Origin of the sequence: Streptosporangium sp. NPDC049376 (assembly GCF_044466505.1) — a bacterium.
GTDB lineage: Bacteria > Actinomycetota > Actinomycetes > Streptosporangiales > Streptosporangiaceae > Streptosporangium.
Map to the genome: position 1 here is coordinate 45,102 of NZ_JBITMT010000006.1, position 25,803 is coordinate 70,904.

The window sequence follows — 25,803 nt, forward strand, 5'->3', positions numbered from 1 at the left end:
CGATCGGGGCACGGACCGCGCGAAGCAGGCGGATCAGGACTCGGGCTCGTAGGCGAGGTTCGGGCGTAGCCAGCGCTCGGTCTCCTCCTGGCTCATCCCCGTACGGCGCGCGTAGTCCTCGATCTGGTCGCGGCCGAGCCGTCCGACGGTGAAGTAGCGGGCGTCGGGGTGGGCGAAGAGCAGCCCGCTGACGCTCGCCGCCGGGGTCGTGGCGTACGACTCGGTCAGGACCATGCCGTGCGACTCCGCGCCGAGCAGGTCGAACAGCGTCCGCTTGCGGGTGTGGTCGGGGCAGGCCGGGTATCCCAGCGCGGGCCGGATGCCCCGGTACCGTTCGGCGTGCAGGTCCTCAAGGACGGGCTGGGAGTCCGGCTCGAACCAGGAACGACGCGCCTGCAGGTGGATCTGCTCGGCGAACGCCTCGGCCAGACGGTCGGCGAGCGCCTTGACCATGATCGCCTGGTAGTCGTCGTGGCTCTCCTCGTAACGGGCGGCCAGTTCCTCCGCGCCGTGCACGGCCACCGCGAACCCGCCGATGTGGTCCCCGGAGGGCGCCACGTAGTCGGCGAGGCTGCGGTTGGGCCGCCCCTCGGGCTTGAGCGTCTGCTGACGCAGCATCGGGATCCTGATGCCGTTCTCCAGCACCAGGTCGTCGCCCTCGGGGTGCGCCGGCCAGAAGCCGTAGACGCCTTCCGGCCGCAGCGAGCCGTCGGCGATGATCTGGTCGAGCAGCCGCTGCCCGTCGTCGTACAGGTCACGGGCGGCGGGCTGCTCAAGGATCGCCGGGAAGGTGCCCTTGAGCTCCCACGCCAGGAAGAAGAAGCGCCAGTCGATCATCTCGCGCAGCTCGGTCAGGCTCGGCCTGACGACCTTCAGGCCGGTGAACTCGGGGACGGGCAGCTCGTCGAACACCGGGCGTTCGGCGTTCGCGCGGGCCTCCTCCAGGGTGAGCATCGGCTGGCGCCTGCGGTTCTCGTGCGCCTCGCGCAGCGCCTGCTGCTCCTCACGGTTGGCGGCGTCGAGCGCCTCCGCCCGCTCGGCGTCCAGCAGGTCGGAGACCACCCCGACGACCCGGGAGGCGTCCAGGACGTGCACGACCGTGTTGGTGTAGGCGGGGGCGATCCGTACGGCCGTGTGCTGCCTTGAGGTGGTCGCGCCCCCGATGAGCAGCGGCAGCTTCAGGCCACGCCGCTCCATCTCGGCGGCGACCGAGACCATCTCGTCCAGCGAGGGGGTGATCAGCCCGGACAGGCCCACGGCGTCGGCGCCCTCCGCCACGGCCGTGTCGAGGATCTTCGCGGCGGGCACCATGACGCCCAGGTCCACGACCTCGTAGTTGTTGCAGCCCAGGACCACCCCGACGATGTTCTTGCCGATGTCGTGGACGTCGCCCTTGACCGTGGCCAGCACGACCTTGCCCTGGCCCTTGCGGGTCTCCACCTGCCCGGCCAGCCGGGCGCGCTCCTTCTCGGCCTCCATGAACGGTTCGAGGTAGGCCACCGAGCGCTTCATCACCCGGGCGCTCTTGACGACCTGCGGCAGGAACATCTTGCCCGAGCCGAACAGGTCACCGACGATCTTCATGCCGTCCATGAGCGGGCCCTCGATGACCTCAAGGGGACTCGCGGCGATCTTGCGGGCCTCCTCGGTGTCCTCCTCGACGAAGTCGGTGATGCCGTGCACCAGCGCGTGCGCGAGGCGCTCGGCGACGGGCTGCTCCCGCCACGACAGGTCGACCTTGCGCTCGGTGCCGCTCCCGGAGACCGTCCGCGCGAACTCGATGAGCCGGTCGGTGGCGTCCTCCCGGCGGTCGAACAGGACGTCCTCGACGTGTTCGAGCAGGTCGGCGGGGATGTCGGCGTAGACGGCGAGCTGCCCGGCGTTGACGATGCCCATGTCCAGCCCGGCCCGTACGGCGTGCAGCAGGAACGCCGAGTGCATCGCCTCACGCACCACGTCGTTGCCGCGGAAGGAGAACGACAGGTTGGAGATGCCGCCGGAGGTGAGCGCGCCGGGGCAGCGCTCCTTGATGCGCGGCAGCGCCTCGATGAACTCCTTGGCGTAGCCGTTGTGCTCGCTCATGCCGGTGGCGACGGCCAGCACGTTCGGGTCGAAGATGATGTCCTCGGGGGCGAAACCGACCTGCTGCGTCAGCAGGTCGTAGGCGCGTCCGCAGATCTCGACCTTGCGGTCGGCCGTCTCGGCCTGCCCCTGCTCGTCGAAGGCCATGACGACGACGCCCGCGCCGAAGCTCTTGACCCTGCGAGCCTGTTCGAGGAAGGGCTCCTCGCCCTCCTTGAGGCTGATGGAGTTGACCACCCCGTTGCCCTGGACGCACTTGAGCCCGGCCTCCAGCACGCTCCACCGCGAACTGTCGATCATCACCGGGATCTTGGCGATCTCCGGCTCGGTCGCGATGAGGTTGAGGAAGGAGGTCATGACCTGCTCGCTTTCGAGCAGGTCGGCGTCCATGTTGACGTCCAGCAGGTTGGCCCCGCCCCGGACCTGCTCCAGCGCCACGTCGGCGGCGGCGTGGAAGTTCCCGGCCTCGATGAGGCGGCGGAACCGCGCGGAGCCGGTGACGTTGGTGCGCTCACCGATCATGACGAAGCCGGTGTCCGGGCCGATCTCGAAGGTCTCCAGGCCGGAGAAACGGCTGCGCCTGGGCGGGGTGGCGACCTGGCGCGGCGCCCGCCCGGCGACGATGCCCGCGATCTGCTTGATGTGCGCGGGGGAGGTGCCGCAGCAGCCGCCCACGAGGTTGACCAGTCCCTCGGCCGCGAACTCGCCGAGCAGGTGCGCGGTCTCCTCCGGCGTCTGGTCGTAGCCGCCGAACGCGTTGGGCAGGCCGGCGTTGGGGTGCGAGGCGGTGTAGGTGCCGGAGAGCTTGGCCAGCTCCTCCACGTGCGGGCGCATCTCCACGGCGCCCAGCGAGCAGTTCACACCGACGACCAGCGGCTTGGCGTGCTTGACCGAGTTCCAGAACGCCTCGACCGTCTGACCGGACAGGGTGCGCCCCGACAGGTCGACGATCGTCACCGAGATCCACAGCGGCAGGTCGGGGGCGACCTCCTGGGCGGCGGTGATCGCCGCCTTGGCGTTGAGCGTGTCGAAGATCGTCTCAACGAGGAGCAGGTCGACGCCGCCGTCGGCCAGCGCCGCGATCTGCTCGGCGTAGGACGCCTTGACCTGGTCGAACGTGACGGCCCTGTAGGACGGGTCGTCCACCCGGGGCGACAGCGACAGCGTGACGTTCAGCGGCCCGACCGATCCGGCGACGAACTTCCCGCCCGCCTCGTCGGCGGCCTGACGCGCCAGCCGCGCGCCCTGCAGGTTCATCTCCCGCACGTGCTCCTGCAGGCCGTAGTCGGCCTGGGCGATGCTCGTGGCGGTGAAGGTGTTGGTCGTGGTGATGTCGGCCCCGGCCGCGAGGTACTGCCGGTGCACGTCGAGAATGAGGTCGGGCCGGGTGATGTTCAGCAGGTCAGGGTCGCCGGTGACGTCCATCTCGTGGTCGGTGAACCGGTCGCCCCGGTAGTCCTGCGGGGTGAGCTTCGCGCCCTGGAGCATCGTGCCCCACGCGCCGTCGAGCACCGCGATCCGCTGGTCGAGGATGTCCCTCAGCCGCCGCGTACGCTCCGCACGCGTCTCGACCGGCGCTGTCTTCTCCACTTCGAGGCCTCCCTTCAGCTGGGAGGCGCCCTTGTTCGAATGGTGCGGGCCGAGCGTGGCGGGCGTGAGCCCGTTGCAGCGCCTCTCGACCTGAGAGCCAATCTTACTCACGCCCCAAGACGTTCTGTGATCCGATGGGCCGCGGGACGAATCCCCGGAAAGCGACCGCCGTACGTCTCACCGCAGGTTGATCGTGGCCGAGGGCCGGTGACGTGGCGGTAAGGGAACAATCTTGAACCCTCCGGCGCCCAAGGGAATGGCTCCCGCCCGGACGGCCGGGTGAAGGGTGACGCGGATCACAGGAACCCGGCGGGGGCGGCGGACAGGTACGGATGTGGAACGAACAATGCGTACCCGGCTCAGAGCCGGTGACCCGGCGGCTTTCAGCGAGCTGTTCGGCGAACACGCGCAGACGATCTACCGCTACGCCGCCCGGACCACGGGGGACCGGACGGCGGCGGAGGATGTGGTGTCGCTGACCTTCCTGGAGGCCTGGCGGCTCCGCGGACGGCTGAGGCCCGACGGCGACGGCGTCGGGCCGTGGCTGTTCGGCATCGCCGCCAACGTCATGCGCAACACCGCCCGCGCCGCCCGCAGGCACCGCGCCGCGATGTCCCGGATGCCGGTCCGCGACACGGCCCCCGACCCCGCCGAGGAGGCCGAGCGGATCGCCGCGGCCGTCACCGTCCTGCTCGAACAGCTGTACACCTGGCAGGGCGACCGAGATCCCTTTCGCGCCTTCGACCAGATCCAGGGCCTGATGAGCGAACGGATCGTGCCCCCGCCACCCGGGCCGCGCCGTACCGGGCGACGGCGCTCATCCCCGGCGTGCGCCTGGTGGCCAGGTCGGCGGACGCGATGAACCGTCCGGGCATCGCGGTGGCGTTCGACGCCGACGGCGAGCGCACCGAGTGGATCTTCGACGCCGGCTCCTGGCCTTCCTCGGCACACGCGACTACCTGATCGCCGACTCCAGCCGGGGCAGGGCGGGAACCCTCATGAGCTCCAGCGCCGTCATGTCCCAGACGGTCACCGACCAGGCGGGCTGACCCGCTCAGGAGGACGCGGCCGGTACGGCGCGCCCTCCCCGGATCAGGGGAAGGCCCGCGCTCAGGCGCTCACGCAGCGCCCCGGAGCGCACACCGATCTCGGCGAAGTCGTCCGGCCCCGGCTCACCGTCCACCAGGACCTCGGGGACCATGAGAGCCGAAAGCGGAACGTCGGGGCCGGGGTCTTCGAGGCCGCCCGCTCCCAGGTCCGTGAGATCCATGTATCGGGGGGCGAGCACCCTGCCCCGCAGGGTGCCGGCGACCAGATCGGGACAGAACTCGTTCCAGAGGATCGTCACCGCCGTGCGCAGGTCGCCGTGGACCTTCACGAGTTTGTCGGTCCAGTTGCCCACGAAGGTCTCGACCTCGACGTCGCCCAGCACGACGAGCTTGACGTCCCCCTCCAGCAGGACGTTGGCGGCGCGCAGGTTTCCCAGGACGACCAGCGCGGCGGCCCCGTCGTCGACGTTGACGATGTTGCCCTCGACGGTCAGGTCGCCGTCGATCACGTAGCCCGTCGCCTGGTCCGGGGTGTCGGCGCACCACGGGGAGCCGTCGTGGTCGTCGAGGGAGAGCTCCCCGGTGACCCGGGCGGCGCCGGGGTGCAGGATGTACTCCTCCTCGTAGAGGTCACGGTAGGTCTCCCGGGCAAGGCCGCGCCGCTCGAACAGCTCGACCGCGGCGGCCCAGGACAGGTAACTGCTCGGCATGGACGGTGACCCTAGCGGGGATCACCGACATCCCACCCGCCGTGCGCCGGGCGGCGGATCGGGTACGGCGCGGCGGAGGCCGCCGTGCGCCGGGCGGCCCGGCACCGGACCGGCCAATCCGGAGGGGGAGGTCACGCAGCGCCGCGACACCGCCTCCGGCCAGAAGGCGGCCGCCATCCGACCTCCCGAAGGGATATGCCAGCCTTTTTCATGCGTAAGCCTGAAACAGGAGCATCGGCCGGTCGAAGACCGATCAAAAACACAACAAGACACAAAAAGGCATTGGTTTTTGGATTTTTTGCCACATGAAACCAATGGGCATCTCAGCAGTTCAAGCGAGGAGCAAGGCCCATTCGGCCGGGCCCGCAATCGTCAACAAAAGCGATTGTTCACCCACCTGACCATATCGCCAGGAAATTCATCCGAAATGAAATATGGCGGCGGGCGAAAACGGTATCTACGCTTCTTCATATGAGCAGAGCTTCATATGTTTCCGCGGGCGAGGGCTGCGCGGTGCGCATGGTCGATCCGGATCGGGTCGGCACGGTCGCTGAGGCGATGCCGGGGGCGGAGTCGATCGAGGAACTCGCCGGGGTCTTCGCGCTGCTGTCCGACCCGGGGCGGTTGCGGGTGATCATCGCGCTGCTCAAGGGCGGGGAGATGTGCGTGTGCGACATCGCCGCGGCGTGCGGCCACAGTGAGTCGGCGGTCTCCCACACGCTGCGCCTGCTGCGCGCCTGTCACGTCGTGCGGGCGCGCCGGTCCGGGCGCATGGCCTACCACCGCCTCGACGACGCCCACGTCCGGATGCTGCTGGGCCTGGGCCTGTCCCATGTCAGCCACGCCCCGGACACGGCCCGCGGATACCGGCCTCCGGAGCAGGCCTCATGACCTCGCGCCACGACGACCACTGCGCCGATCCGCACGGCCCCCACCCGAACTCCGCGGGACACCGGCCGAACGGACCGGCCGAAGGCCCAGAAGGGAACGCGCTCGATGGACCTGCTCTCCCTGCCGATGCCCGGCCTGCTCTCCGGCGTGGCCGTCACGCTGTTACTCGGTGTGGTGTCGTTCGTGTTCGGCCTCGTGCTGGGCGGCCTCGTCATGCTGGCCAGGCTCTCCCGGCGCCGGCCGCTCAGGGTGGCCGCGATCGTCTACGTCTCGGTGTTCCGCGGCACACCGCCGCTCGTCCAGCTCATGCTCGTGTACTTCGGGCTTCCCCGGCTCGGCGTGCGGCTGCCGCCCGTCCCGTCGGCGATCCTGACCTTCAGTCTCTACGCGGGCGCCCACCTGAGCGAGAACCTGCGCGGCGGCGTCCTGGCCGTCGACGGCGGCCAGTGGGACGCGGCGGGTTCGATGGGGATGTCCCACGGCCTGGCCCTGCGCCGGGTCGTCCTGCCGCAGGCGCTGCGGGTGGCCACCCCCGCCATCGGCGGCCGGTTCATCTCGCTGATGAAGGACACCTCCCTCGCCTCGGTGATCACGGTGGTCGAGCTGACGCGCGTCGCCGAGACCGCGGGCAGCTCCTCCTTCCGCTACGTCGAGGCGTTCACGGTCGCGGGCGCCGTCTACTGGCTGATCAACACCGTTCTCTTCGCCGGGCAGGGGGCGCTGGAACGACGGCTGGGGAGGGCCTACGCATGAGCGGGAACGTCGCCGTCGACGTGCGGGGGCTGCACAAGCGCTTCGGTGACCTGGATGTGCTCAGGAGCGTGGACCTGACCGTGTACAGCGGTGAGGTCGTGGTGATCATGGGGCCGTCCGGGTCGGGCAAGACGACTCTCATCCGCTGCCTGAACCTGCTCGACGAGCCCGACGCGGGCAGCGTCACCGTGCACGGCACGACGCTGAGCTATCCGGCGCGGGGGCAGGGCCGTTCGAGGAGGCGCCTGGTCCGTGACATCCGCGCCCGGACGGCCATGGTGTTCCAGCATTTCAACCTCTTCCCGCACATGACCGTCCTGCAGAACGTCATCGAGGGCCCGATCTCGGTACGGCGTCTGCCCCGCTCCTACGCCGTCGAGATGGGCGAGCGTCTGCTGGCCCACGTCGGCCTGGACGACAAGCGTGACGAGTACCCCGCGCGGCTGTCCGGGGGGCAGCGGCAGCGGGTCGCCATCGCCAGGGCGCTGGCCATGGAGCCGGAGGTCATCCTCCTCGACGAGCCGACCTCCGCCCTGGACCCGGAGCTGGGCGCGGAGGTGCTGCGGACCATCCGGAGCCTGGCGGCCTGCGGCACGACCATGGTCGTCATCACCCACGAGATCCCCTTCGCCAGGGAGGTCGCCGACCGGGTGGCGTTCATGGACGCCGGCCACATCCTTGAGGAGCAGCATCCGAACGTCTTCTTCGACGCCCCCGCGACCGCCCGCGCGAGATCGTTCCTGCGTCTCGTGCCCAAGGGCGGCGGGCCCCCGTCCCGGCCTTGAGAAAACAACACGCATCGGAGACGGGCCACGGAGCAGACGCCCGAGGGGCCCCTTCCACGACCACGACCGGTGATCCCGGGGCGCCCCCGCGAAACCCTGAAAGCCTCGGTGAGGCACGGCATGAGCGAAGGACGCAGGGAACCCGGGGAACCCGGGGAACACGAGCATCCGCGCGGCGGGACGCGGCCGAGAACGGGGTGCCCCTGTCGACGGTGGGGATCGCGGTGGCGTTCGGTTTCCTGGTCGCGTCACCTACTTCACCAGGCGGAGGTGCGCCTGCCCGTCGGAGTCCGGCGGCCTGCACGCCCCGGGCCCCGCACCGGTCCTGACGGGCCCGCAGGGAAGGTCAGAAGAACGAGGCGCCGATGCCGGGGCCGTTCCTGCTGTCGTGGACGGCGACGGTCCCGGGCCCGTCCGCCGCGTCGCAGTACGGCCCATGAACGGTGAGGCCGCCCAGGTCGGCTGGGAACGCGGTGCCGGGCGGAAGGCGCCGCGCGTCGAGGGTGAAGGTGACCCGGGTACCGCTTCCAGGGGGCGGCTCGAACCGCCACACCGCGGTACGAGGCCGGAGACCGGCGAGTTCCTGGCCGAAGCCCCGGCCGTCGCACCACATTTCGGCGGTCGTCGTTCCGCAGAGCGCCGCGATGGCCGCCAGGGACCACCACTCGGGACCGATCAGGGAGCCGTGGTATCCGAGGGGCGGTGAGTCCGGCCAAGTGTGCCGCTGGTTGATCGTCACCGCGAAGCGAAGATCGCCAAGGATTTCGATCACAGAGGTCAGCGAACGGTCCTCCGCGACGTGTGCCGCCGGGTGCAGCGCGTGCTGAGCCGCAACGGACAGAAGCGTGACCGGCAGCCCCGGATCGTCCAGTCCGACGCCGAAGTACATACCGGGCCGTTTGAGAACCACTTCGTCGAACTCGAGCACGGTGATTTCGGCCGCGTCGTACTCATGCTGCGCCACGGATCACAGGCTGGCCGCTGGCAGCCGGCGGGTGCGTTTCCAGCGGCCGGGCCGGTGTCAGACGTTCACGCCGCCGGCGAAGGGCGTCGCCCGCCAACGGTCGACGGCGGGTTCGAGGTAGCCCATCAGCTCGGGCAGCTGCGGGACCAGCGTGAGGGCGGCGATGATCCGCAGCATGCCCAGGGCGTTGACGAAGGCGAGGACCTCCTCGTTGAGCGGTCTCATGCCGTTGCGCCGGGCGCCACGGTTGTAGGCGGCCTCGTGCTCGGGCCCGAGAGCGGCCAGGTCCCACTCGACGGGCCCCAGTGTGACCAGTTCGAAGTCGGCGTAGAGATCGCCGTCGACCGCGTTGACGATGTTCGCGGGCGGGCAGTCGCCGTGGACAGGCTGGAGGCCGACGCCGGGGAAGCGGGCCTCGAAGGCGCCGCGTGAGCGTACGAGGGGTTCGAGGAGGCGCCATTCGCGGCGGGCCCGGTCGAGTTCGGCCGCTCCGATCAGGCCGGGACGTCGGTCGAGCAGGGCGAGGCCGTCGGCGATGAACCGCGGGTCGGCCGCGGACAGGAACTCCAGGCGGCGGCCCGGGTAGGCGCGCAGCGCCGCGTGCAGGCCGGCGACGCTCTCGGCGTTCGCCACGTAGTCGGGTTCCCTGTCCCGCGCCTGTTCGACGAACGTCCAGAACGTCATCGAGAACCCGTCGCGTCGCACGGGTTCGCGCGGCACGAGCGGGCTGGGCGCGATCACGGGGACCCCCTGGTCGGCCAGCCACCGCGTGACGTCCAGCTCGTCCCGCTGGCGGCGCGCGAGGGCGGCCAGGTCGCCGGGGCGGGGCAGGACGGTGGGAACCCGGGCCACGACCGGCGAGGGCGCCAGGTGGACGGCGACCGAGAAGACGTCGTGGAGCACCGTGGGGCCGGTGACGGTCAGGCCGAGATCACGCCCGGCCGTGACGGCCGCCTCGACGGCGGCGGCGGTGCGGTCGGCGCGCTGCTGTGGTGTCAGGAAAGTGGTCATAATCCCTTGTTTCGGTGCGTTGACGGATGTCAGGCGATTCGGGACGGAAGCAGGCCGGGCCGGGTCAGCGCCTGCGGCCGGCGTGCAGTTCCAGCCGCTCGGCTTCGAAGCGCGCACGGAAGCCCCGGTCGTGCGAGACCGCGACCACCGCCCCCGGGTACGCCGCGAGCGCGGCCTGAAGGTCCTCGACCAGGTCGAGTGCGATGTGGTTGGTCGGTTCGTCGAGGACGAGAAGGTCCGCGGGCCGGGTCACCAGGGCCGCGATCTGCAACCGCCGCCGCTGCCCCGCCGACAGGGCGGCGACCGGGACGTGCAGGTCCTCCTCACGGAACAGGCCCAGGGACAGGAGCCGTTCGGCGTGCTCGTCCGGCGGTCCGGGCCGTCCCGCGGCGAACGCGGCGAGCAGCGGCAGCCGCGTGGTGTGCGCGGGCGGTTCCTGGGCGAGGTAGGCGATCCGGGCGGGCCGGTGTACCGTGCCCGCGTCCGGCGTCAGGTCGCCCGCCAGGACCCGCAGCAGCGTCGTCTTGCCCGCGCCGTTGTCTCCCGTGACCAGCAGCCGCTGTCCGGGCGTGATCGTCAGGAGCCCGTCCAGGCGCAGGTGTTCCCCGACCCGCACGCCGTCGAGCTCGGCGAGGGGGCCCTGAGCCGGGCCGCCGTCCACCGTCGGCGGCGCCGTCGTGAAACGGAGCGGTGCCGGCGGCCTGGCCACCGGGTCGCGCCGCAGCCGGTCCAGGCGCTCCCGCACCGAGCGCACCTGCCCGCCGAGCTTCGCCTCGCTGGAGCGGCGGTACTTGCCGAAGCCCTGCTTCGGGTCGCGGCCGGTGACGGCCAGCCTCCTGCCCGCGGCCCTGAGCAGTTCCTCCGCGCGGGCCACCTCCTGCACCCAGTCGGTGTACCGCTGCTGCGCGCCACGCCGGGCGGCGGCCTTCGCGGCGCGGTAGCCGGCCCAGCCGTCGCCGTAGCGGTGCACGGCGCGCTCGTCCCGGTCGACCTCAAGGATCGTGGTGGCGATGCGCTCCAGGAAGCCACGGTCGTGGGTGACCGCGACGACGGTGCCGCGGTGGGCGCGCAGGTGCTCCTCCAGCCAGTGCACGGCCGCCGCGTCGAGGTGGTTCGTCGGTTCGTCCAGGAGCAGCAGTTCGGGGGCGGCGGCCAGGACGCAGGCGAGCGCGAGCCGGGACCGCTCGCCGCCGGACAGCGAGCCGAGCGGGCGCCGCCGGGTGATCCGGGCGAGACCGAGCCCGTGCATCGCGGCGTCCACCCGGGCGTCCGCCGCGTATCCGCCGCGTCGCTCGTACGCGACGAGCAGCTCGCCGTACGCGGCGAGTTCCTCCTCCGAGGCGCCGGCGAGCGACTCCTCCGCGGCGCGGAGCCTTCGCTCCATGTCGCGCAGTTCGGCCAGGGCGAGGTCGACGGCGTCCTGCACGGTGCGGGCCGCGTCGAGGCCGAGGGTCTGGGCGAGGTGTCCGACGCCTCCGGGGAAGGCGACGGTGACCTGCCCGGCGTCCGGCGGCTCCGCCGCGGCGAGCAGCCGCAGCAGGGTGGACTTGCCGGAGCCGTTCTCACCGACGACGGCGGCCTTCTCACCCGGCCGGACGGTGAAGGAGACCTGGTCGAGGACGGTCCGGGTGCCGTAGCACTTGGTGACGTTCCTGACGGACAGCTGCGCCACGGCAGCGGGCAGGACGGTATGGGCGCGGTCGCGCATATGACTTTCCCTGATCGTACGAAGGGTCCACGGGCGGCAGAGACGGCGGCGTCGGCCGTGCCCGGACTCAGACGAAGAAGAGGAAAGCCATGTCCTCACCATAACAAGGCGAATCACCTCGCCTCAATTCATATGTGCCGTGACGTGCTCAGCGCCCGGCCGGTGACGCGCGCCAGAGCCCCTGCCCGCCGCGGACGCGCGGCACCGGTCTGCCGGAGGCCGGAAATCCGGTTGCGCGTCCCGGACGCCCGGGTGGCATCATGAGGCGGTCCGGCACACCGATCGGGGAGAAGCAATGCGGCGAGTCTTCGGAACATCTCAGCCCCTTTTCCGGACGAGAGTTTTCGAGGACTTCTCCCAGCATGCCCACCGTGAACATCGGTCTTCTCGCCCATGTGGACGCCGGTAAGACCAGCCTGACCGAACGTCTCCTCTTCGACACCGGGGCCATCGGGCGCCTGGGCAGCGTCGATGAGGGAAGCACCCAGACCGACAGCGGCGACATCGAGCGCAGCCGAGGCATCACCATCCGTTCCGCGGTCGCCCCCTTCCGGGTCGGCGACCTGCAGGTCAACCTGATCGACACGCCGGGACACGCGGACTTCGTCGCCGAGGTCGAGCGCGCGCTCGGCGTGCTCGACGGCGCGGTGCTGCTGCTGTCGGCCGTCGAGGGGGTGCAGGCGCACACCCGGGTCCTGATGCGCGTCCTGCGCGGGCTGCGGCTGCCCACCCTGATCTTCGTCAACAAGGTCGACCGCCCCGGCGCCCGCCCGCAGGAGCTGTTCGAGCGGATGCGCCGCACGCTGTGGCCGTACCTGCTGCCCATGGCGTCGGTCGAGGGCGCCGGTACGGCGGGCGTGCGGGTGAGGCCTGCGCCGCCGCACGACGCGCGGGCGGCGGAGATCCTCGCCGAGCACGACGAGGAACTGCTCGAAGACCTCGTCGCGGGCCGCACCCCCGGGGCGGCGCGGCTTGAGGCGGCGGTGGCCCGGCAGAGCGCGGCGGCCGTGCTGTACCCGGTGTTCTTCGGGTCGGCGCTGGGCGGCCAGGGCGTCGGCGGCCTCGTCGAGGGAATCCGCCGCTACCTGCCGGTGCCGCCCCCGGCGGGCGGCCAGGCGCGGGGGACGGTCTTCGCGATCGAGCCGGGGCCCCGCGGGGAGCGGGTCGCCTACCTGCGGCTGCGCTCGGGCGAGCTGCGCGTCCGCGAGCGCGTCACCTACCGGCGCCGCGAGCCGGGCGGCGGTACGGCCGAGCGCACCGAGCAGATCACCGCCCTGCGGGTCGTCGCGCCCGGCGCGGCCTCCTCCGGCGGCGGCGACCCGGCCAGGGCGGGCGACATCGCCAGGGTGCGCGGACTGTCGGGGGTCCGTGTCGGCGACCTGATCGGCCCGCTGCCGCCCGGCTCCGCCGACGCCTGCTTCCCGCCGCCGAGCCTGGAGACGCTCGTACGGCCGCCGCGACGGAACCAGGCGGCCCGGCTGCGCGCCGCGCTGGTGCGCCTGGCGGATGAGGACCCGCTGATCCAGGCGCGCCTCACACCGGACGGGGCGACCTCGCTGCTGCTGTACGGGGAGGTGCAGAAGGAGGTCATCGCGGCCAGGCTGGAGCGCGAGTTCGGGGCCGGGGCCGTCTTCGAGCCCTCGACGCCGGTGTACACCGAGCGGCCCGCGGGGATCGGGGCGCTCTTGGAGGAGATGAACCACCGGCGCGGGGTGCCCGACTTCTGGGCGACGGTCGGGCTGCGGGTCGAGCCGGGCGCGCCGGGCTCCGGGGTGAGGTTCCGGCGCGAGGTCGAGCTGGGCGCGCTTCCGGCCGCCTTCGACCGGGCGATCGAGGAGAGCGTGCACGAGACCCTGGGGCAGGGCCTGTACGGCTGGCCGGTCACCGACTGCGCCGTCACGCTGACCCACAGCGGCTTCGGCGGGCCGGTCAGCACGGCGGCCGACTTCCGCGGCCTGACCCCGCTGGTCCTCATGGGCGCGCTGCGCCTGGCCGGGACCCGGGTCTACGAGCCGTGTCACTCCTTCGAGCTGGAGATCCCCGCCGAGGCGCTCGGCCCGGTCACCGCCCGGCTGGCCGCGCTGGGGGCGCGGCTGCACAGGTCGGCGGCCCGGGAGGCGGCCTGGTCGGTGGAGGGGGAGATCCCGGCCGGGGCCGTCCACGTGTTCCAGCGTGAACTGCCCGGGCTCTCGCACGGTGAGGGGGTGTGGTGGTCGGCCCCCGGCGGGGACCGGCCGGTGAGCGGGCGCCCGCCCGCGCGTCCGCGCGCCGGCGGCGACCCGCTCGACCGGGAGGCCTATCTGCGTCATCTGGCGGGCAGGTGAGCCGGGCGCCCTCAGCGGGGGGCGCCTCGCCTCACGGCGGGGAAGCCGCCGGTGCGGGCGCCGATCACGACGGCCAGCACCGGGACCAGCAGGGCCAGGACGCTCCACGGGAAGGAGCCGGGGCCCAGCAGTCCGAGCAGGACCGCCCCGGCGACCCCGCCCGCCGCCATGGCCGCGTTCCACAGGGTGACGAGCATGGCCTGCGCGGTGTCGGCCGCCTGGCCCGCCGCCACGGCCACGGCGGTCTGCAGCAGGGTCGGGGCGCCGCCGAAGCCGAGCCCCCACAGCGTCACCGCCGGGTAGACCAGCGCGGGATCGGCGCCCCGCACGGCCAGGACGGCCGCCGCCACGGAGAACAGGACGCTGGCCGCGACGATGAGGAGCCGTGGCCTGCGGTCGATGTGGGCGCCGACGATCCAGATGCTCACCATGGAGGCGGCGCCGAAGACCAGCAGCACGAGGTCGACGGAGCCGCCCATGCCGGACCGCCGCAGGAAGGTGGCGATGTAGGTGTAGAGGATGGTGTGGGCCAGCACCATGACCAGCGTCACGAACAGGATCGGCACCACGCCGGCGATCCTGAGGGTCGGCAGGATCGGGTGCCGGTCCCGGTGCCGCCGTCCCGGCCGGTCGGGGACCGCCACGGCGATCCACGCCAGCAGGACGGCGGCGATCACGGTGATCGCGGAGAAGGCGGCCCGCCAGCCGAGGAAGCCGCCCAGGAAGGTTCCCGCGGGCACGCCCAGGGACAGGGCGAGCGGGATGCCGGTCATGACGACCGCGATGGCCTTGCCCCGCAGGCGGGCGGGTGCGAGGTGGCCGGCGTAGCCCGCCAGCAGCGCCCACACCAGGCCCGCGGCCACTCCGGCGACGAACCGGCCCGCCAGGCTCAGCGCGAAGTACGGCGAGGCGGCGGTGACCGTGTTGGCGACGGCGAAGCCCGCGACCCCGGTCAGCAGCAGGCGTTTGCGCCGCCATCCGGCCGTGGCCGCGGTGAGGGGGATCGCCGCGACCGCCGTACCGATCGCGTAGATCGTCACCGCCTGTCCCATCGCGGACTCGCCGACCCCGAGGTCGGCGCCCATCGCGGGCAGCACACCCGCGGGCAGGGCCTCGGTCAGGACGGTGACGAAGGCGGCCGTGGCCAACGCGGCCAGAGCGGGCAGGGGTAGTCTCTGATCGCCGGCTCCCGCGACGGGCCCGGCTGATCGTGTGGTGTGGTTTCGCACGTTGCGTATGTTCAAACCATCACATTGATGTGAAGGTCAACGTGACAGGGTGTGAGGTAGGGCACATGCGGATCGGAGAGCTGGCCGAGCGTACCGGCACGCCCCGCAGGCTGCTGCGTTACTACGAGGAGCAGGGGCTGATCCTGCCCGAGCGCTGCGCCAACGGCTACCGCGCCTACGACGAGCGCCTGGTGGACCGGGTCATGCAGATCAGGGGCCTGCTGGACGCGGGGCTGCCGACCCGGATCATCAAGCAGATCCTGCCCTGCCTGGACAGGCCCAGGATCATCCACTTCTCCGACGCGACCCCGGAGATGATCGCCACACTGGAGCACGAGCGCGACCGGATGACCGAGCGCATCCAGTCCCTGACCCGTAACCGGGACGCCATCGCCGACTACCTCGACACGGTGCGCCTCACCCAGGACGACCCGGGCGTCGCCACGCGGAGCTGAACAGGGGCGCGAAGACGCCTCAGGGTTCGAGGTCGCGGAGGTAGGCGTCCAGGGCCGCGGCGCCCGCGAGCATGGCGCGGCCCCGGGCCGCCAACCGCGCCCGCCACTCGCCCAGGGCCGACTCCAGCGGGACGACACCCCCGGCGGCACGGACCTGGGCGATCAGCGGGGCGATCCGCTCCAGCGGGTAGCCGCCCCTCCTGAGCTGGTGGGCCAGCCGCACATCCCGCACCTCGGCCGCGCCGTACACCCGGTACCCCGTCTTCGGGTCGCGGCGCGGCCGCACCAGCCCGGCCTTCTCCCACTTGCGCAGCGTGGCCGGGCGCACGCCGAGCCTGCCGGCCAGAGGACCGATGAAGACGTCGCCGCGCTCCTGCGGCACGGGCACCAGGTCACCGAGCGCGACCTCGACCGCCTGGAGGGTGCGGCGGTCCTCAAGCGACTGGGCGTGACTGTCGTCGAGCAGCCGCAACGCCTCCTCGAGCGCGCCCCGGTTGACCGCCCGCATCACCGACGTCGCCGTCCGGTGGCCGTGCCCGGGCACCAGGGCCAGGAAGGCACGCAGCGCCCGCGCGTGCAACGGCGTGTAGACGCGGTAGCCGTGAACGGTGCGCCCGGCGGCCGGCAACACCCCGTCCTGCTCGTAGTTCCTGACCGCCTGGGCGGACAGGCCGTGCTCACGCGCCAGGTCGACCGGCCTCATGAACGCACCACCGTTTGAAGGTCCACCAAGACGGACACCGGATTTTCCGCGAAAAGTTTACACTGGATGTTCAACGATACCGTTGAGGGAATGGACATCAAGGAAACCGCCTGGCCGCTCGACGGCGCGGGCGTGTCGGCCCTGCTGCGCTCGCTTCCCGCCCGCCCCCTGCTGCTCGGCCTGGGCGAGGCCAGGCATCTGGTGGAGGACCTGGGCAGCGCACGCAACGAGATCTTCCGGCACCTGGCCGAGCACGAGGGCTACCGCTGCTTCGCCATCGAGAGCGACTGCCTCATGGGCCTGCTGGTCGACGACTACGTCACGAGGGGAGAGGGCACCCTCGACGACGTCATGCGGCGCGGCTTCAGCCACGGCTTCGGCGCCCTGGAGGCCAACCGCGAACTCGTGCGCTGGATGCGCTCCCACAACGACAAGCACGACGACAAGCTTCGCTTCTTCGGCTTCGACGGCCCCCTGGAGTACTGGGCGGCGAGCCCGCGCCAGGCGCTCACCGCCCTGTACGACCTGCTGGAGGACCCGCCCGCCCGTACGGTCGTGACCCGCCAGACCCTTGAGGAACTGCTGGGCCCGGACGAGCGGTGGTCCGACGAGGCCACGGCCACGGACCCCTCCCGGTCGATCGGCCGCTCCGCCGAGGCCCTGCGGCTGCGCGTGATCGCCGACGACCTGGTGGCGCTGCTGGAGACGCAGGTCCCGCGGCTGAACCCCCGCGACAGGTGGCGGGCGGAGCTGTACGGGCGCACCGCCGTCGGCCTGCTGCGCTACCACCACGGGATGGCCGAGGACTCCCCGCACCGCTGGGGCCGCCTGTCGGCGCTGCGGGACGCGATGATGGCCGCCAACCTGAGCGCCGTCGCCGAACACGGCCCGGCCCTGGTCTACGCCAGCAACCTCCACCTGCAGCGCGGCGAAAGCCTGATGCCGTTCGGCGAGCGGACGCTGCGGTGGTGGGGCGCGGGGGCGATCACCGCGGCACGCCTGGGCGACCGGTACGCCTTCCTGGCCTCGGCCTTCGGCACGGTCGGCGACGACGTCCCGCCCCCGGACACCGTCGAGGGCGCCCTGTCCGCGCTCCCGTGGGAACGCTGCCTCCTGGACGCCCGCCGCCTGGCCGAAACCGTCACCGCCGCCGGCTCCGGGCCGCGCCGTTCCCGCGACTTCGCCTACTTCCCGCTCGACCCGGCCCGCCTCGGCGGAATCGACGGCGTCGTCTTCCTCAGGCGGGTCACCCCCACTCCCTTCTGACCCTCCCGCGCCTCAGGATGCCGGAAACAGCCGCTCCAGCCAGGCCTGCCAGGCCCGCCCCAGCTCCTGCTCACCTGCGCCGCCGGAGTAGACGTGGTGGGCCAGGAACACCGCGTCGCCCCTGCGTTCCCCCGAGTGGAGGAACCGGTACAGCGCGTCGCCGGTGCGCACCCCCAGGCAGGAGAACGGGTCGGCGTAGTCGAGCACGCCCTCGATCGGCGCGAGCCCCTCGGGGGCGACGCTCACCGGCTCACCCACGGCGGCCGTCGCGGGCAGCCCGAGCGCGCCGGTCAGGGCGGCCCACGCCCGCTCGGGACCCGCGGCCCCCACCTTGAGCGCCGAGACCGGTGTGCCCCTGAGGCCGGGAAAGTGCCTCAGGTAGGCGGCCAGGGTGTGCAGGTACATGTCCCAGCCGGACTGCATGGCCTCGTACTCGCTCTCCCAGTCGCCCTCCAGGAAGCCCTCGTGTACCAGCCTGAGCACGGTGGAGCCCCTGTCGCGGCCCTCGACGAGCCACTCGAACGCCATGAACGTCCCGTCCTCGCCCCGGCCGGTGCGGTAGGCGAACCGGCCGGGCGGCTCCCAGGAGGTGATGGTCGCCTCCTCGACGGCGCCGCCGACGGTCAGCCGGGTCGAACCGCCCTGCCGGGGTTCGATCCGGCTGCGCCCCATGAACCAGGAGTCGACCCCGGGCCCGGTGGCGATGGCCTGCCAGACCTCCTCGGGGTCGGCCGCCAGCTCGACCTGCCTGCGCACCTCGAACTCGTGGCCCATCACGGCTCCTTACGGCCCGGCGCCCCCGGGGCCCGGGAGTCGGGACTGGGGTGGACGGCGACGATGAGCCGGTGCTCACGCCCGCCGGGGGCGTCCTCGTCGTGGTACTTGCCGACGAGGGCGCCGACGGCGGCGGCGAGTTCCTCGGCGAAGGCGGCGCGCTGGGCCGCCGAGGCGAAACGGACGTGGCCGTCGATGGTCAGGGTCGCCAGCCGTTTACGGGCCTGGGCCGCGCCGCCGATGAGCTCGCCGACCTCACGGACCAGCCGGGCGGCGACCGCCAGCAGCCAGCGGGCCGACAACGCGTCGGGGGAGCGGTCCGGGTCGGGCTGCACCGCGGCCAGCGCCAGCGGGGAGATGACGTAGGAGGCCGCCGTCGCCCGCATCACCCGCTCGGTCATGTTGCCCTTGCGTCGCTCCTCGACCAGCTCGATCAGCCCGTGCCGCTCCAGGGCCCGCAGGTGGTAGTTGACCTTCTGCCGGGGCAGGCCCAGCCGGGCGGCCAGCATCGTGGCCGACGCCGGCTGCGACAGCTCTGCCAGCAGCCGCCCCCGCACCGGGTCAAGGGAGGCCTCGGCCGCCGCCGGGTCCTCGATCACCGCCACTTCCAGCATGCCCCAACCCTCTCACCGACAATATTTGCCGTCAAAGCGCCGGCGGCCGTACGACGGGGCCCGTCAGCCCCGCCAGCCTCCCTCGTCGACCCCGCCGGGCACCTCGGCCGCCGGGTCGTAGGGGGTGCGGGTGAACACGAAGGTGTTGAGGTCGAGGTGGCTGACCGACCCGTCGGCGCCGCGCACCACGCTGAGCCGCTCCCCGGCGTAGTAGCCGTCCAGGCCGAGCCAGGTCCCGTCGTCCTGGGCGACGAAGCGCGAGGCCCGCCCCGCGGCGCCGATCGGGGCCAGCGACAGGCCCCGATCGGGCAGCAGCCGCAGCGCGTAGGCGCTCGGCCCCCAGTACCACGGCCCGGTCAGCTCCAGCAGGCCCGCCTCGGCCGCCGAGGGCCGCCACTCGGCGGGCATGCGCGGCTCGTGCTCGTCCAGGACGGCCAGCATCTCGCCCAGGAACGTACGGCTCATCCCCGAGGTGGAGTTGGTCAGGAACAGCACCCCGGTGCGGTCGCCCGGGTCGGCCCACACGGTGGCCAAAAAGCCCGGCATGGAGCCGGTGTGCCCGGCCAGGCGCCGCCCGCCCGCGCGGGCCAGCTGCAGGCCCAGCCCGAACCCGCCGGTCCAGGCGTCGCCGTCGTCGACGGTCGCGGGCTCGCGCATCTCGGCGACCGTCGCCGGGTCCAGCACACCGCCGGTGTCCCCGGCGACGAACGCCGCCCACCGGGCCAGGTCGGCGGCGGTGGACCAGAACTGCCCCGCCGGGGCCATGGCGAGCGCGTCGTGCTCGGGCTCGGGCAGCAGGACGTCGGCCCACGGGTGGACGGCGTAGCCGTGGGCATGCGGGGCGCTCGGCCGGGTGGTGGTGCGGTCCATGCCCAGCGGCTGCAGCACCTCCGCGCGCACGGCCCGCGCCCAGTCCGTCCCGCGCTGCCTGGCGACGAGCTCGCCCAGCAGGGCGAAACCGAGGTTGGAGTAGTGGAAACGGCGGCCGGGCCGGTGACGGGAGGTCTGCGGGCCGAGACGGGCGATGAGTTCCTCGACCGGCACGCCCGGGGTGCGCTCCCACCACTGCCCCGGCGGCTCGGCGGTCAGCCCGCCGGTGTGCGAGAGCAGCTGCGCGACGGTCACCTCCCCGACGGGCGTGCCCGGCACGTGCTTGCCGATCGGGTCGAGCAGGTCGACGCGGCCCTCGTCGCGCAGCCGCATGACCACGACGGCCACCATGCTCTTGGTGATCGAGCCGATCCGGTACTGGGTGTCGCGGGAGGGGGCCTCCTCGCCCACCAGGCCGCGCGAGCCGAACCAGGCCAGGCTCCCGTCGCGCACCACGGCCGCCGCCAGGGACGGCAGCCGCGACTCGGCCTGCTCGACCGCGACCCTGCGCAGCAGCGCCCGAGCCGTACTCTCCAGAAGCGGCGACATCAGACTGATACCTCCCCGACACGACGTGTGTGCTCAGGCTAGTGCCCGGGAGCCCCGGCGGCACCCGCGAGAACGAGCCCGCGGCGCTCGTCCGGGGGCCGCCCGTGGGCCGCCCCCCGGATCATCCGCCGGCCACCGCGGTGCGGCCGGGGACCCCTCCCCACCCTATGATCACTATAAGTCATGATATGACTACTTTTAGTGTGATGGCTGAGAGGGATGCGGGACCGGCCGGCCCCGCGCCGAGGGGGCAGCGATGGACACGACCGAGTGGTTTCCCGCCATGCCACTGCAGGAGTGGGAGAGCACCAAGGAGACCCTGCACCGGTTCACCCAGATCGTCGGCAAGGTACGGCTCGCCGAGAGCACCCGCCACAACCACTGGTGGAACGTGCCCTTCCACCTGACCGGGCGGGGCATCACCACCCGCCCCTCCGGAGGGTTCGGCGGCGCTCCGGTCTTCACGATCGACTTCGACTTCGTCGCCCACACCCTGGCCGTCAACCGCCTGGACGGACGCGGCGTGACGTTCAGCCTCGTCGGCCACTCGGTCGCCTCCTTCTACCGGACCCTGTTCGAGGTGCTGGAGGGCCTGGGCGTCACCACCCGCATCGAGGCCGAACCGTTCGGCCTCACCGACGCCACCCCCTTCGCCCAGGACGCCAAGCACGCCGACTACGACCCGGCGCTGGTCAACCGCTACTGGCGCGTCCTGACCCAGGTCGGCCTGGTGCTGGACCGCTTCGCGGCGGGCTTCTGCGGCAAGGTCAGCCCGGTCCACCACTTCTGGCACACCTTCGACATCGCCGTGACCCGCTTCTCCGGCCGCCCGGCGGGCCCCCAGCCCCAGGCCGACCCCGTCACCCGGGAGGCCTACTCCCGCGAGGTGATCAGCAGCGGCTTCTGGTTCGGCGACGAGGCGATGCCCTGGCCCGCCTTCTACTCCTACACCGCCCCCGAACCCGAGGGCCTGGCCGGGGAACCGCTGCGGCCCGAGCAGGCGGCCTGGCTGCCGCAGCGGGGCAGCCACCTGGCGGTGCTGCGCTACGACGACGCGCGCGCCCACGACGACCCGGTGGCCACCGTGCTCGACTTCCTCGACAGCGCCTACCAGGCGGGCGCCCGCCGCGCCGGCTGGAACGGGGCGCTGCTCATCAGCCCGCCCGGCGTCACCGACGCCCTCCTGGAGGAGGAGCCGTGACCCGGCCGTCCGTCCGGGCGGCCCTCTGGGCCTCCGCCGGGGCCGTGGCCTGCGGCGCGCTCGCCGCGACCCCGGCACCCCCCACCACCCCGGCCACGGCGACACCCCCGGTGACGCCCACGGCGACATCCACGACGGCGCGGCCCGCCGTACCGCCCGGCACCGCGCCGCAGGGCTTCACACGCATCGGCGGCCCCGCCAACGGGCTCACCGTCGCCGTCCCGCAGGACTGGGTCGCCCTCGACCTGTCCAGGGACGACCTCGACAAGAGCCTCACCTCCATCGGCCTGTCCGGCGAGGCCCTGGAACAGGCCAGGCGAAGCCTGCGCCCGCTGGTGGCCAACAAAGCGGTCTGGGCCTCCGACCGCACCTCCGCCGCGACCTCCCCCAACCGCTTCGCCACCAACCTCAACGCCTTCTGCCAGGAGAGCCCGGACGTGCCCGCCGACCAGATCGTCGCCGACGTCAAACGGCAACTGGGCCAGCTCGGCGCCACCGTCTCCCAGGCGGGCGAGGTCCCGATCGACGACGGCACCGCCGTGCGGGTGGTCTACCGGCTGCCCTCCCGCGGCATCGACATCAGAGGCACCCAGTACTACACCCGCTCCTCCTCCTCGGGCAGGACCTGCATCCTGACCCTCAGCACCGACAAGGACGGCCTGCAACCCCTGTTCGACCGGATCGGCAGGACCCTCACCCCCCGGTGAGGCACCACCCGGAACCGAAATTGCCGATCAACCGCGTTCACTCCTACGCTGGGGGCGACATTCGGCAGGGAGGTCACCGGTGGCACGCGAGGACGGTTCCGCACCCCCCGGCACCAGCATCTCCGGAGTCCTCGAACGGATCACCTACGCCAACGAGGAGACCGGCTACACCATCGCCAGGGTCGCCACCGAACGGTCGGGAGACGACCTGCTGACCGTCGTCGGGCCGCTGCTGGGCGCCCAGCCGGGGGAGTCGCTGCGCCTGACCGGCCGCTGGAGCACCCACCCCCGCTACGGCAGGCAGTTCGAGGTGTGGTCCTACGCCACCGTGCTGCCCGCCACCGTGCAGGGCATCCAGCGCTACCTGGGCTCCGGCCTGATCAAGGGCATCGGGCCGAAGATGGCCGAGCGGATCGTCGCCCACTTCGGGACCGACACCCTCGACATCATCGAGACCGTTCCCGAACGACTGGTCGAGGTCCCCGGCCTCGGCCCCAAACGAACCAAGATGATCGCCGCCGCCTGGGAGGAACAGAAGATCATCAAAGAGGTGATGATCTTCCTGCAGGGCGTCGGGGTGACCACCTCCATCGCCGTGCGGATCTTCAAGCAGTACGGCGAGGCCTCCATCACCGTCGTCAGGAGCCAGCCGTACCGGCTGGCCGACGACGTGTGGGGGATCGGCTTCAAGACCGCCGACACCATCGCCCAGGCCGTCGGCATCCCGCACGACAGCCCCGAACGCGTCAAGGCCGGGCTGCGCTACACCCTGTCCCAGGCCGCCGACGACGGCCACTGCTACCTGCCCGCCCCCAACCTCGTCGCCGACGCCGTCAAGATCCTCCAGGTCCCCGCGGAGCTGACCGTCCAGTGCCTGGAGGAGCTCGTCGCCGAGGAGGGCGTGGTCCGCGAGGAGATCCCGGCCGGTGACACCGTCGTCCCCGCCGTCTACCTCGTCCCCTTCCACCGCGCCGAACTGTCCCTGGCCGGCGCGCTGCGCTCCCTGCTGAACTCCGGCCACGACCGGCTGGAGGCCTTCAAGACCGTCGAGTGGGACACCGCCCTGACCTGGCTGCGCAAACAGACCGGCGCCGACCTGGCCGAAGAGCAGGCCCAGGCCGTACGGCTGGCGCTGAGCGAGAAGGTCGCGGTGCTGACCGGCGGCCCCGGCTGCGGCAAGAGCTTCACCGTCCGCTCCATCGTCACCCTGGCCCGCGCCAAGAAGGCCAAGGTCATCCTGGCCGCCCCCACCGGCAGGGCCGCCAAACGCCTGTCGGAGCTGACCGGCCACGAGGCGACCACCGTGCACCGGCTGCTGCAGCTGCGCCCCGGCGGCGAGGCCACCTTCGGCCGCGACAACCCCCTGGACGCCGACCTCGTCGTGGTCGACGAGTCCTCCATGCTGGACCTGCTGCTGGCCAACAAACTGGTCAAGGCCGTCGCCCCCGGCACCCACCTGCTGTTCGTCGGCGACGTCGACCAGCTTCCCTCCGTCGGCGCCGGCGAGGTCCTGCGCGACCTGCTGGCCGCCCAGGAGCAGATCCCCCGCGTACGGCTGACCCACATCTTCCGCCAGGCCCAGGAGTCGGGCGTGGTCACCAACGCCCACCGCGTCAACACCGGCCTGCCCCCGGCCCTGGAGGGCATGAAGGACTTCTTCCTGTTCCCCTGCGAGGAACCCGAGGAGATCGCGGCGCTGACGGTCGACGTGGTGGCCAGCCGCATCCCCCGCAGATTCGGCCTCAACCCGCGCCGCGACGTGCAGGTCCTGGCGCCGATGCACCGGGGCGCCGCCGGGGCGGGCAACCTCAACACCGTGCTGCAGGAGGCCCTGACCCCCTCCAGGGAGGGCATGCCGGAACGCCGCTACGGCGGGCGCGTCTTCCGGGTCGGCGACAAGGTCACCCAGCTGCGCAACAACTACGACAAGGGCGCCGCCGGGGTGTTCAACGGCACCGTCGGCACCGTGGTCGACATCAGGCCCGACGACCACAGGCTGACCGTGCTGACCGACGAGGAGGAGAACGTCGAGTACGCCTTCGACGAACTCGACGAGCTCGCTCACGCCTACGCGGTCTCCATCCACCGCTCCCAGGGCAGCGAATACCCCGCGGTGGTCATCCCGCTGGCCACCAGCGCCTGGATGATGCTGCAGCGCAACCTGCTCTACACCGCGATCACCCGCGCCAAGAGACTCGTCGTCATCGTCGGCTCCCGCCGCGCCCTGGCCCAGGCGGTGCGCACCCGCGGCGCCGGGCGCCGCCACACCAGCCTCACCCACCGCCTGCGCTCACCCTGACCCCCGGGCGGGCCTCCCGCGGGGCCCGGCGGGCGGTGACTTGGACGTCACGCATCCGTTCATGCGCGTGCGTGTCCAAGTCACCGCCCGCGCCCGGCCCGGCCGCGCCGGCGCCGGGCATCATGGGGCCGACCCGATCTGAGGAGAGCCCCCTGATGCCCTACGGATTCGACCCCGAGCTCGCTCCGTTCACCGCCGACCTGCTGCCCGAGCACGACCTTCGTGACACGGTGACCTCCCGGCAGGTCCTCAAGGAGTTCTTCAGCTCGATGCCCGGCGGCTTCCCCGACACTGTGACGGTCGAGGACCGCCACATCCCCGGCCCCGGCGGGCCGGTACGGGTGCGCCTGTACGCCCCGCGCGAGCGCTCGGCCGAACCGGCCCCGGCGATGGTCTTCATCCACGGCGGCGGCTTCATCGTGGGCCAGATCGAGATGGGCGACGCGCTGCTGGCCTCCCTGGCCGAGACCATGGGCGTGGTGTCGGTCTCCGTCGACTACCGCCTCGCCCCGCAGGACCCCTACCCCGCCGGCGTCGAGGACTGCTACGCCGCACTGGTGTGGACCGCGCAGAACGCCGCGGAACTCGGCGTCGACCCGGCGCGGATCGCCGTGGGCGGGGAGAGCGCGGGCGGCGGCCTGTCGGCCGCGGTCGCGCTGCTGGCCAGGGACCGCGGCGGCCCCGCGCTGTGCCTGCAGTACCTCGGCATCCCCGAACTCGACGACCGCCTGGACACCCCCTCCATGCGCGCCTTCGTCGACACCCCCGGCTGGAGCCGCGACAAGGCCGAGATCAGCTGGGACTACTACCTCGGCCAGGCCCACCGGCCCGGCGGCGACGACGTCCCGATCTACGCCGCCCCGGCCAGGGCCGAGGACCTGTCGGGGCTTCCCCCGGCGTACGTGGTGGTGTGCGAGTTCGACCCGCTGCGCGACGAGGGCCTGGCCTACGCCGCCAGACTCGTGCAGGCCGGGGTCCCGGTCGGCCTGCACATGTACCCGGGGACCTTCCACGGCTGCTCCTGGGTCCCCGACGCCCAGGTCTCCCGCCGGATGCAGGACGACCTGATGTACGCCCTGCGCCGCGCCTTCCACCCGGTCAAGGCCCCCGCCGCGCCCGAAACGGCGCTGTGAGCCTTCTCACGAACATCCGGTGAACACCGTGCCTCACCCGCCCGGGTGAGGCACGAACCGGCCGGAACGGCCGCCCCCGTCACCGAAAGTAACCTAAATGTGATTCAACTCTCACGAACCGTGCATAGTGCTCCAG

22 protein-coding genes and 1 riboswitch are annotated in these 25,803 nt (G+C 72.3%); of the genes, 12 read left to right on the plus strand and 10 right to left on the minus strand.

The genetic code is table 11. The features are described 5' to 3' along the window. Positions 1 to 33: 33 nt before the first annotated feature. Positions 34 to 3,672, minus strand: a complete 3,639-nt coding sequence (gene metH, locus ACIBVQ_RS18255) for a methionine synthase (protein WP_399178660.1) — start codon at positions 3,670 to 3,672, stop codon at positions 34 to 36. A gap of 16 nt (positions 3,673 to 3,688) precedes the next feature. Beyond that, positions 3,689 to 3,765: riboswitch (S-adenosyl-L-homocysteine riboswitch) on the minus strand. Between the two features lie 253 nt (positions 3,766 to 4,018). On the opposite strand from metH, the gene ACIBVQ_RS18260 reads away from it, so the two are divergent. Together ACIBVQ_RS18260 and ACIBVQ_RS18265 are read left to right on the plus strand one after the other, a co-directional pair. Continuing rightward, positions 4,019 to 4,534 carry an RNA polymerase sigma factor gene (locus tag ACIBVQ_RS18260; protein WP_399178661.1) on the plus strand — a complete coding sequence of 172 codons (516 nt, stop codon included), beginning with the start codon at positions 4,019 to 4,021 and terminating at the stop codon, positions 4,532 to 4,534. A 49-nt stretch (positions 4,535 to 4,583) separates the two neighbouring features. Beyond that, entirely contained in the window at positions 4,584 to 4,721 is a 138-nt protein-coding gene (locus ACIBVQ_RS18265; protein WP_399178663.1) for a hypothetical protein, read from the plus strand. A 5-nt stretch (positions 4,722 to 4,726) separates the two neighbouring features. On the opposite strand, the gene ACIBVQ_RS18270 is transcribed toward ACIBVQ_RS18265, so the two are convergent. Beyond that, positions 4,727 to 5,431, minus strand: coding sequence for a hypothetical protein (locus tag ACIBVQ_RS18270; RefSeq protein WP_399178665.1), 705 nt, complete (start codon positions 5,429 to 5,431; stop codon positions 4,727 to 4,729). Positions 5,432 to 5,902: 471 nt separating this feature from the next. Between ACIBVQ_RS18270 and ACIBVQ_RS18275 the strand changes: the two genes are divergently transcribed. From ACIBVQ_RS18275 to ACIBVQ_RS18285, 3 genes are all read left to right on the plus strand, one after another. After that, a complete protein-coding gene (locus ACIBVQ_RS18275; protein WP_399178667.1) occupies positions 5,903 to 6,322 on the plus strand; it encodes an ArsR/SmtB family transcription factor in 420 nt (139 codons plus the stop codon). A 105-nt stretch (positions 6,323 to 6,427) separates the two neighbouring features. After that, a complete protein-coding gene (locus ACIBVQ_RS18280; RefSeq protein ID WP_399178669.1) occupies positions 6,428 to 7,075 on the plus strand; it encodes an amino acid ABC transporter permease in 648 nt (215 codons plus the stop codon). Then, a complete protein-coding gene (locus ACIBVQ_RS18285; RefSeq protein ID WP_399178671.1) occupies positions 7,072 to 7,860 on the plus strand; it encodes an amino acid ABC transporter ATP-binding protein in 789 nt (262 codons plus the stop codon). The genes ACIBVQ_RS18280 and ACIBVQ_RS18285 overlap by 4 nt, the downstream gene beginning before the upstream one ends. Before the next feature lie 346 nt (positions 7,861 to 8,206). Here the strand turns inward: ACIBVQ_RS18285 and ACIBVQ_RS18290 are convergent, their stop codons facing one another. From ACIBVQ_RS18290 to abc-f, 3 genes are all read right to left on the minus strand, one after another. Continuing rightward, the gene (locus tag ACIBVQ_RS18290) at positions 8,207 to 8,824 is read right to left on the minus strand and encodes a hypothetical protein (protein WP_399178673.1); all 618 of its coding nucleotides are present in this window, start codon (positions 8,822 to 8,824) and stop codon (positions 8,207 to 8,209) included. A gap of 57 nt (positions 8,825 to 8,881) precedes the next feature. Further along, a complete protein-coding gene (locus tag ACIBVQ_RS18295) occupies positions 8,882 to 9,835 on the minus strand; it encodes an aminoglycoside phosphotransferase family protein (protein ID WP_399178675.1) in 954 nt (317 codons plus the stop codon). A gap of 64 nt (positions 9,836 to 9,899) precedes the next feature. Then, positions 9,900 to 11,543 carry a ribosomal protection-like ABC-F family protein gene (abc-f, locus tag ACIBVQ_RS18300; protein ID WP_399178677.1) on the minus strand — a complete coding sequence of 548 codons (1,644 nt, stop codon included), beginning with the start codon at positions 11,541 to 11,543 and terminating at the stop codon, positions 9,900 to 9,902. 362 nt (positions 11,544 to 11,905) lie between these two features. Between abc-f and ACIBVQ_RS18305 the strand changes: the two genes are divergently transcribed. Continuing rightward, positions 11,906 to 13,867 (plus strand): GTP-binding protein, encoded by a 1,962-nt coding sequence (locus tag ACIBVQ_RS18305; RefSeq protein ID WP_399178679.1) that lies wholly within the window; start codon positions 11,906 to 11,908, stop codon positions 13,865 to 13,867. 11 nt (positions 13,868 to 13,878) lie between these two features. Here ACIBVQ_RS18305 and ACIBVQ_RS18310 read toward each other — a convergent pair whose 3' ends face one another. Then, positions 13,879 to 15,096, minus strand: coding sequence for an MFS transporter (locus tag ACIBVQ_RS18310; RefSeq protein ID WP_386189374.1), 1,218 nt, complete (start codon positions 15,094 to 15,096; stop codon positions 13,879 to 13,881). Positions 15,097 to 15,161: 65 nt separating this feature from the next. Here ACIBVQ_RS18310 and ACIBVQ_RS18315 point away from each other — a divergent pair, with 65 nt between their 5' ends. Further along, on the plus strand, positions 15,162 to 15,551 hold the full coding sequence (locus ACIBVQ_RS18315) for a MerR family transcriptional regulator (RefSeq protein WP_352012486.1): 390 nt from the start codon (positions 15,162 to 15,164) through the stop codon (positions 15,549 to 15,551). 19 nt (positions 15,552 to 15,570) lie between these two features. Here the strand turns inward: ACIBVQ_RS18315 and ACIBVQ_RS18320 are convergent, their stop codons facing one another. After that, positions 15,571 to 16,254: a MerR family transcriptional regulator gene (locus ACIBVQ_RS18320; protein ID WP_362781422.1), complete on the minus strand. Its 684-nt coding sequence runs from the start codon at positions 16,252 to 16,254 to the stop codon at positions 15,571 to 15,573. 90 nt (positions 16,255 to 16,344) lie between these two features. Between ACIBVQ_RS18320 and ACIBVQ_RS18325 the strand changes: the two genes are divergently transcribed. Next, positions 16,345 to 17,520 (plus strand): erythromycin esterase family protein, encoded by a 1,176-nt coding sequence (locus ACIBVQ_RS18325; RefSeq protein WP_352012488.1) that lies wholly within the window; start codon positions 16,345 to 16,347, stop codon positions 17,518 to 17,520. A 12-nt stretch (positions 17,521 to 17,532) separates the two neighbouring features. Here the strand turns inward: ACIBVQ_RS18325 and ACIBVQ_RS18330 are convergent, their stop codons facing one another. From ACIBVQ_RS18330 to ACIBVQ_RS18340, 3 genes are all read right to left on the minus strand, one after another. Beyond that, on the minus strand, positions 17,533 to 18,294 hold the full coding sequence (locus tag ACIBVQ_RS18330; protein ID WP_352012489.1) for an SRPBCC domain-containing protein: 762 nt from the start codon (positions 18,292 to 18,294) through the stop codon (positions 17,533 to 17,535). After that, a complete protein-coding gene (locus ACIBVQ_RS18335) occupies positions 18,294 to 18,908 on the minus strand; it encodes a helix-turn-helix domain-containing protein (RefSeq protein ID WP_352012490.1) in 615 nt (204 codons plus the stop codon). Before ACIBVQ_RS18335 ends, ACIBVQ_RS18330 begins: the two co-directional genes overlap by 1 nt. A 63-nt stretch (positions 18,909 to 18,971) precedes the next feature. Continuing rightward, positions 18,972 to 20,327, minus strand: a complete 1,356-nt coding sequence (locus ACIBVQ_RS18340) for a serine hydrolase domain-containing protein (protein WP_362913332.1) — start codon at positions 20,325 to 20,327, stop codon at positions 18,972 to 18,974. 256 nt (positions 20,328 to 20,583) lie between these two features. Here ACIBVQ_RS18340 and ACIBVQ_RS18345 point away from each other — a divergent pair, with 256 nt between their 5' ends. The 4 genes from ACIBVQ_RS18345 to ACIBVQ_RS18360 all read left to right on the plus strand — a co-directional run bounded on the left by ACIBVQ_RS18345 (position 20,584) and on the right by ACIBVQ_RS18360 (position 25,667). After that, complete coding sequence (locus ACIBVQ_RS18345; protein WP_352012492.1) at positions 20,584 to 21,528, plus strand: DUF5996 family protein; 945 nt, start codon at positions 20,584 to 20,586, stop codon at positions 21,526 to 21,528. Continuing rightward, on the plus strand, positions 21,525 to 22,235 hold the full coding sequence (locus ACIBVQ_RS18350) for a hypothetical protein (RefSeq protein ID WP_399178684.1): 711 nt from the start codon (positions 21,525 to 21,527) through the stop codon (positions 22,233 to 22,235). Before ACIBVQ_RS18345 ends, ACIBVQ_RS18350 begins: the two co-directional genes overlap by 4 nt. A 79-nt stretch (positions 22,236 to 22,314) precedes the next feature. After that, positions 22,315 to 24,534: an ATP-dependent RecD-like DNA helicase gene (locus ACIBVQ_RS18355; RefSeq protein WP_399178686.1), complete on the plus strand. Its 2,220-nt coding sequence runs from the start codon at positions 22,315 to 22,317 to the stop codon at positions 24,532 to 24,534. 155 nt (positions 24,535 to 24,689) lie between these two features. After that, the gene (locus ACIBVQ_RS18360; protein WP_399178688.1) at positions 24,690 to 25,667 is read left to right on the plus strand and encodes an alpha/beta hydrolase; all 978 of its coding nucleotides are present in this window, start codon (positions 24,690 to 24,692) and stop codon (positions 25,665 to 25,667) included. Positions 25,668 to 25,803: the final 136 nt, after the last annotated feature.

What these genes read in the sequence shown, in the direction of transcription:
- ACIBVQ_RS18345 (WP_352012492.1), top strand. Translation starts at nt 20,584, where the DNA reads ATGGACACGACCGAGTGGTTTCCCGCCATGCCACTGCAGGAGTGGGAG.
- ACIBVQ_RS18270 (WP_399178665.1), bottom strand. Translation starts at nt 5,431, where the DNA reads ATGCCGAGCAGTTACCTGTCCTGGGCCGCCGCGGTCGAGCTGTTCGAG.
- ACIBVQ_RS18275 (WP_399178667.1), top strand. Translation starts at nt 5,903, where the DNA reads ATGAGCAGAGCTTCATATGTTTCCGCGGGCGAGGGCTGCGCGGTGCGC.
- ACIBVQ_RS18325 (WP_352012488.1), top strand. Translation starts at nt 16,345, where the DNA reads ATGGACATCAAGGAAACCGCCTGGCCGCTCGACGGCGCGGGCGTGTCG.
- ACIBVQ_RS18280 (WP_399178669.1), top strand. Translation starts at nt 6,428, where the DNA reads ATGGACCTGCTCTCCCTGCCGATGCCCGGCCTGCTCTCCGGCGTGGCC.
- ACIBVQ_RS18330 (WP_352012489.1), bottom strand. Translation starts at nt 18,294, where the DNA reads ATGGGCCACGAGTTCGAGGTGCGCAGGCAGGTCGAGCTGGCGGCCGAC.
- ACIBVQ_RS18285 (WP_399178671.1), top strand. Translation starts at nt 7,072, where the DNA reads ATGAGCGGGAACGTCGCCGTCGACGTGCGGGGGCTGCACAAGCGCTTC.
- ACIBVQ_RS18340 (WP_362913332.1), bottom strand. Translation starts at nt 20,327, where the DNA reads ATGTCGCCGCTTCTGGAGAGTACGGCTCGGGCGCTGCTGCGCAGGGTC.
- ACIBVQ_RS18315 (WP_352012486.1), top strand. Translation starts at nt 15,162, where the DNA reads ATGCGGATCGGAGAGCTGGCCGAGCGTACCGGCACGCCCCGCAGGCTG.
- ACIBVQ_RS18320 (WP_362781422.1), bottom strand. Translation starts at nt 16,254, where the DNA reads ATGAGGCCGGTCGACCTGGCGCGTGAGCACGGCCTGTCCGCCCAGGCG.
- ACIBVQ_RS18260 (WP_399178661.1), top strand. Translation starts at nt 4,019, where the DNA reads ATGCGTACCCGGCTCAGAGCCGGTGACCCGGCGGCTTTCAGCGAGCTG.
- ACIBVQ_RS18305 (WP_399178679.1), top strand. Translation starts at nt 11,906, where the DNA reads ATGCCCACCGTGAACATCGGTCTTCTCGCCCATGTGGACGCCGGTAAG.
- abc-f (WP_399178677.1), bottom strand. Translation starts at nt 11,543, where the DNA reads ATGCGCGACCGCGCCCATACCGTCCTGCCCGCTGCCGTGGCGCAGCTG.
- ACIBVQ_RS18360 (WP_399178688.1), top strand. Translation starts at nt 24,690, where the DNA reads ATGCCCTACGGATTCGACCCCGAGCTCGCTCCGTTCACCGCCGACCTG.
- ACIBVQ_RS18295 (WP_399178675.1), bottom strand. Translation starts at nt 9,835, where the DNA reads ATGACCACTTTCCTGACACCACAGCAGCGCGCCGACCGCACCGCCGCC.
- ACIBVQ_RS18335 (WP_352012490.1), bottom strand. Translation starts at nt 18,908, where the DNA reads ATGCTGGAAGTGGCGGTGATCGAGGACCCGGCGGCGGCCGAGGCCTCC.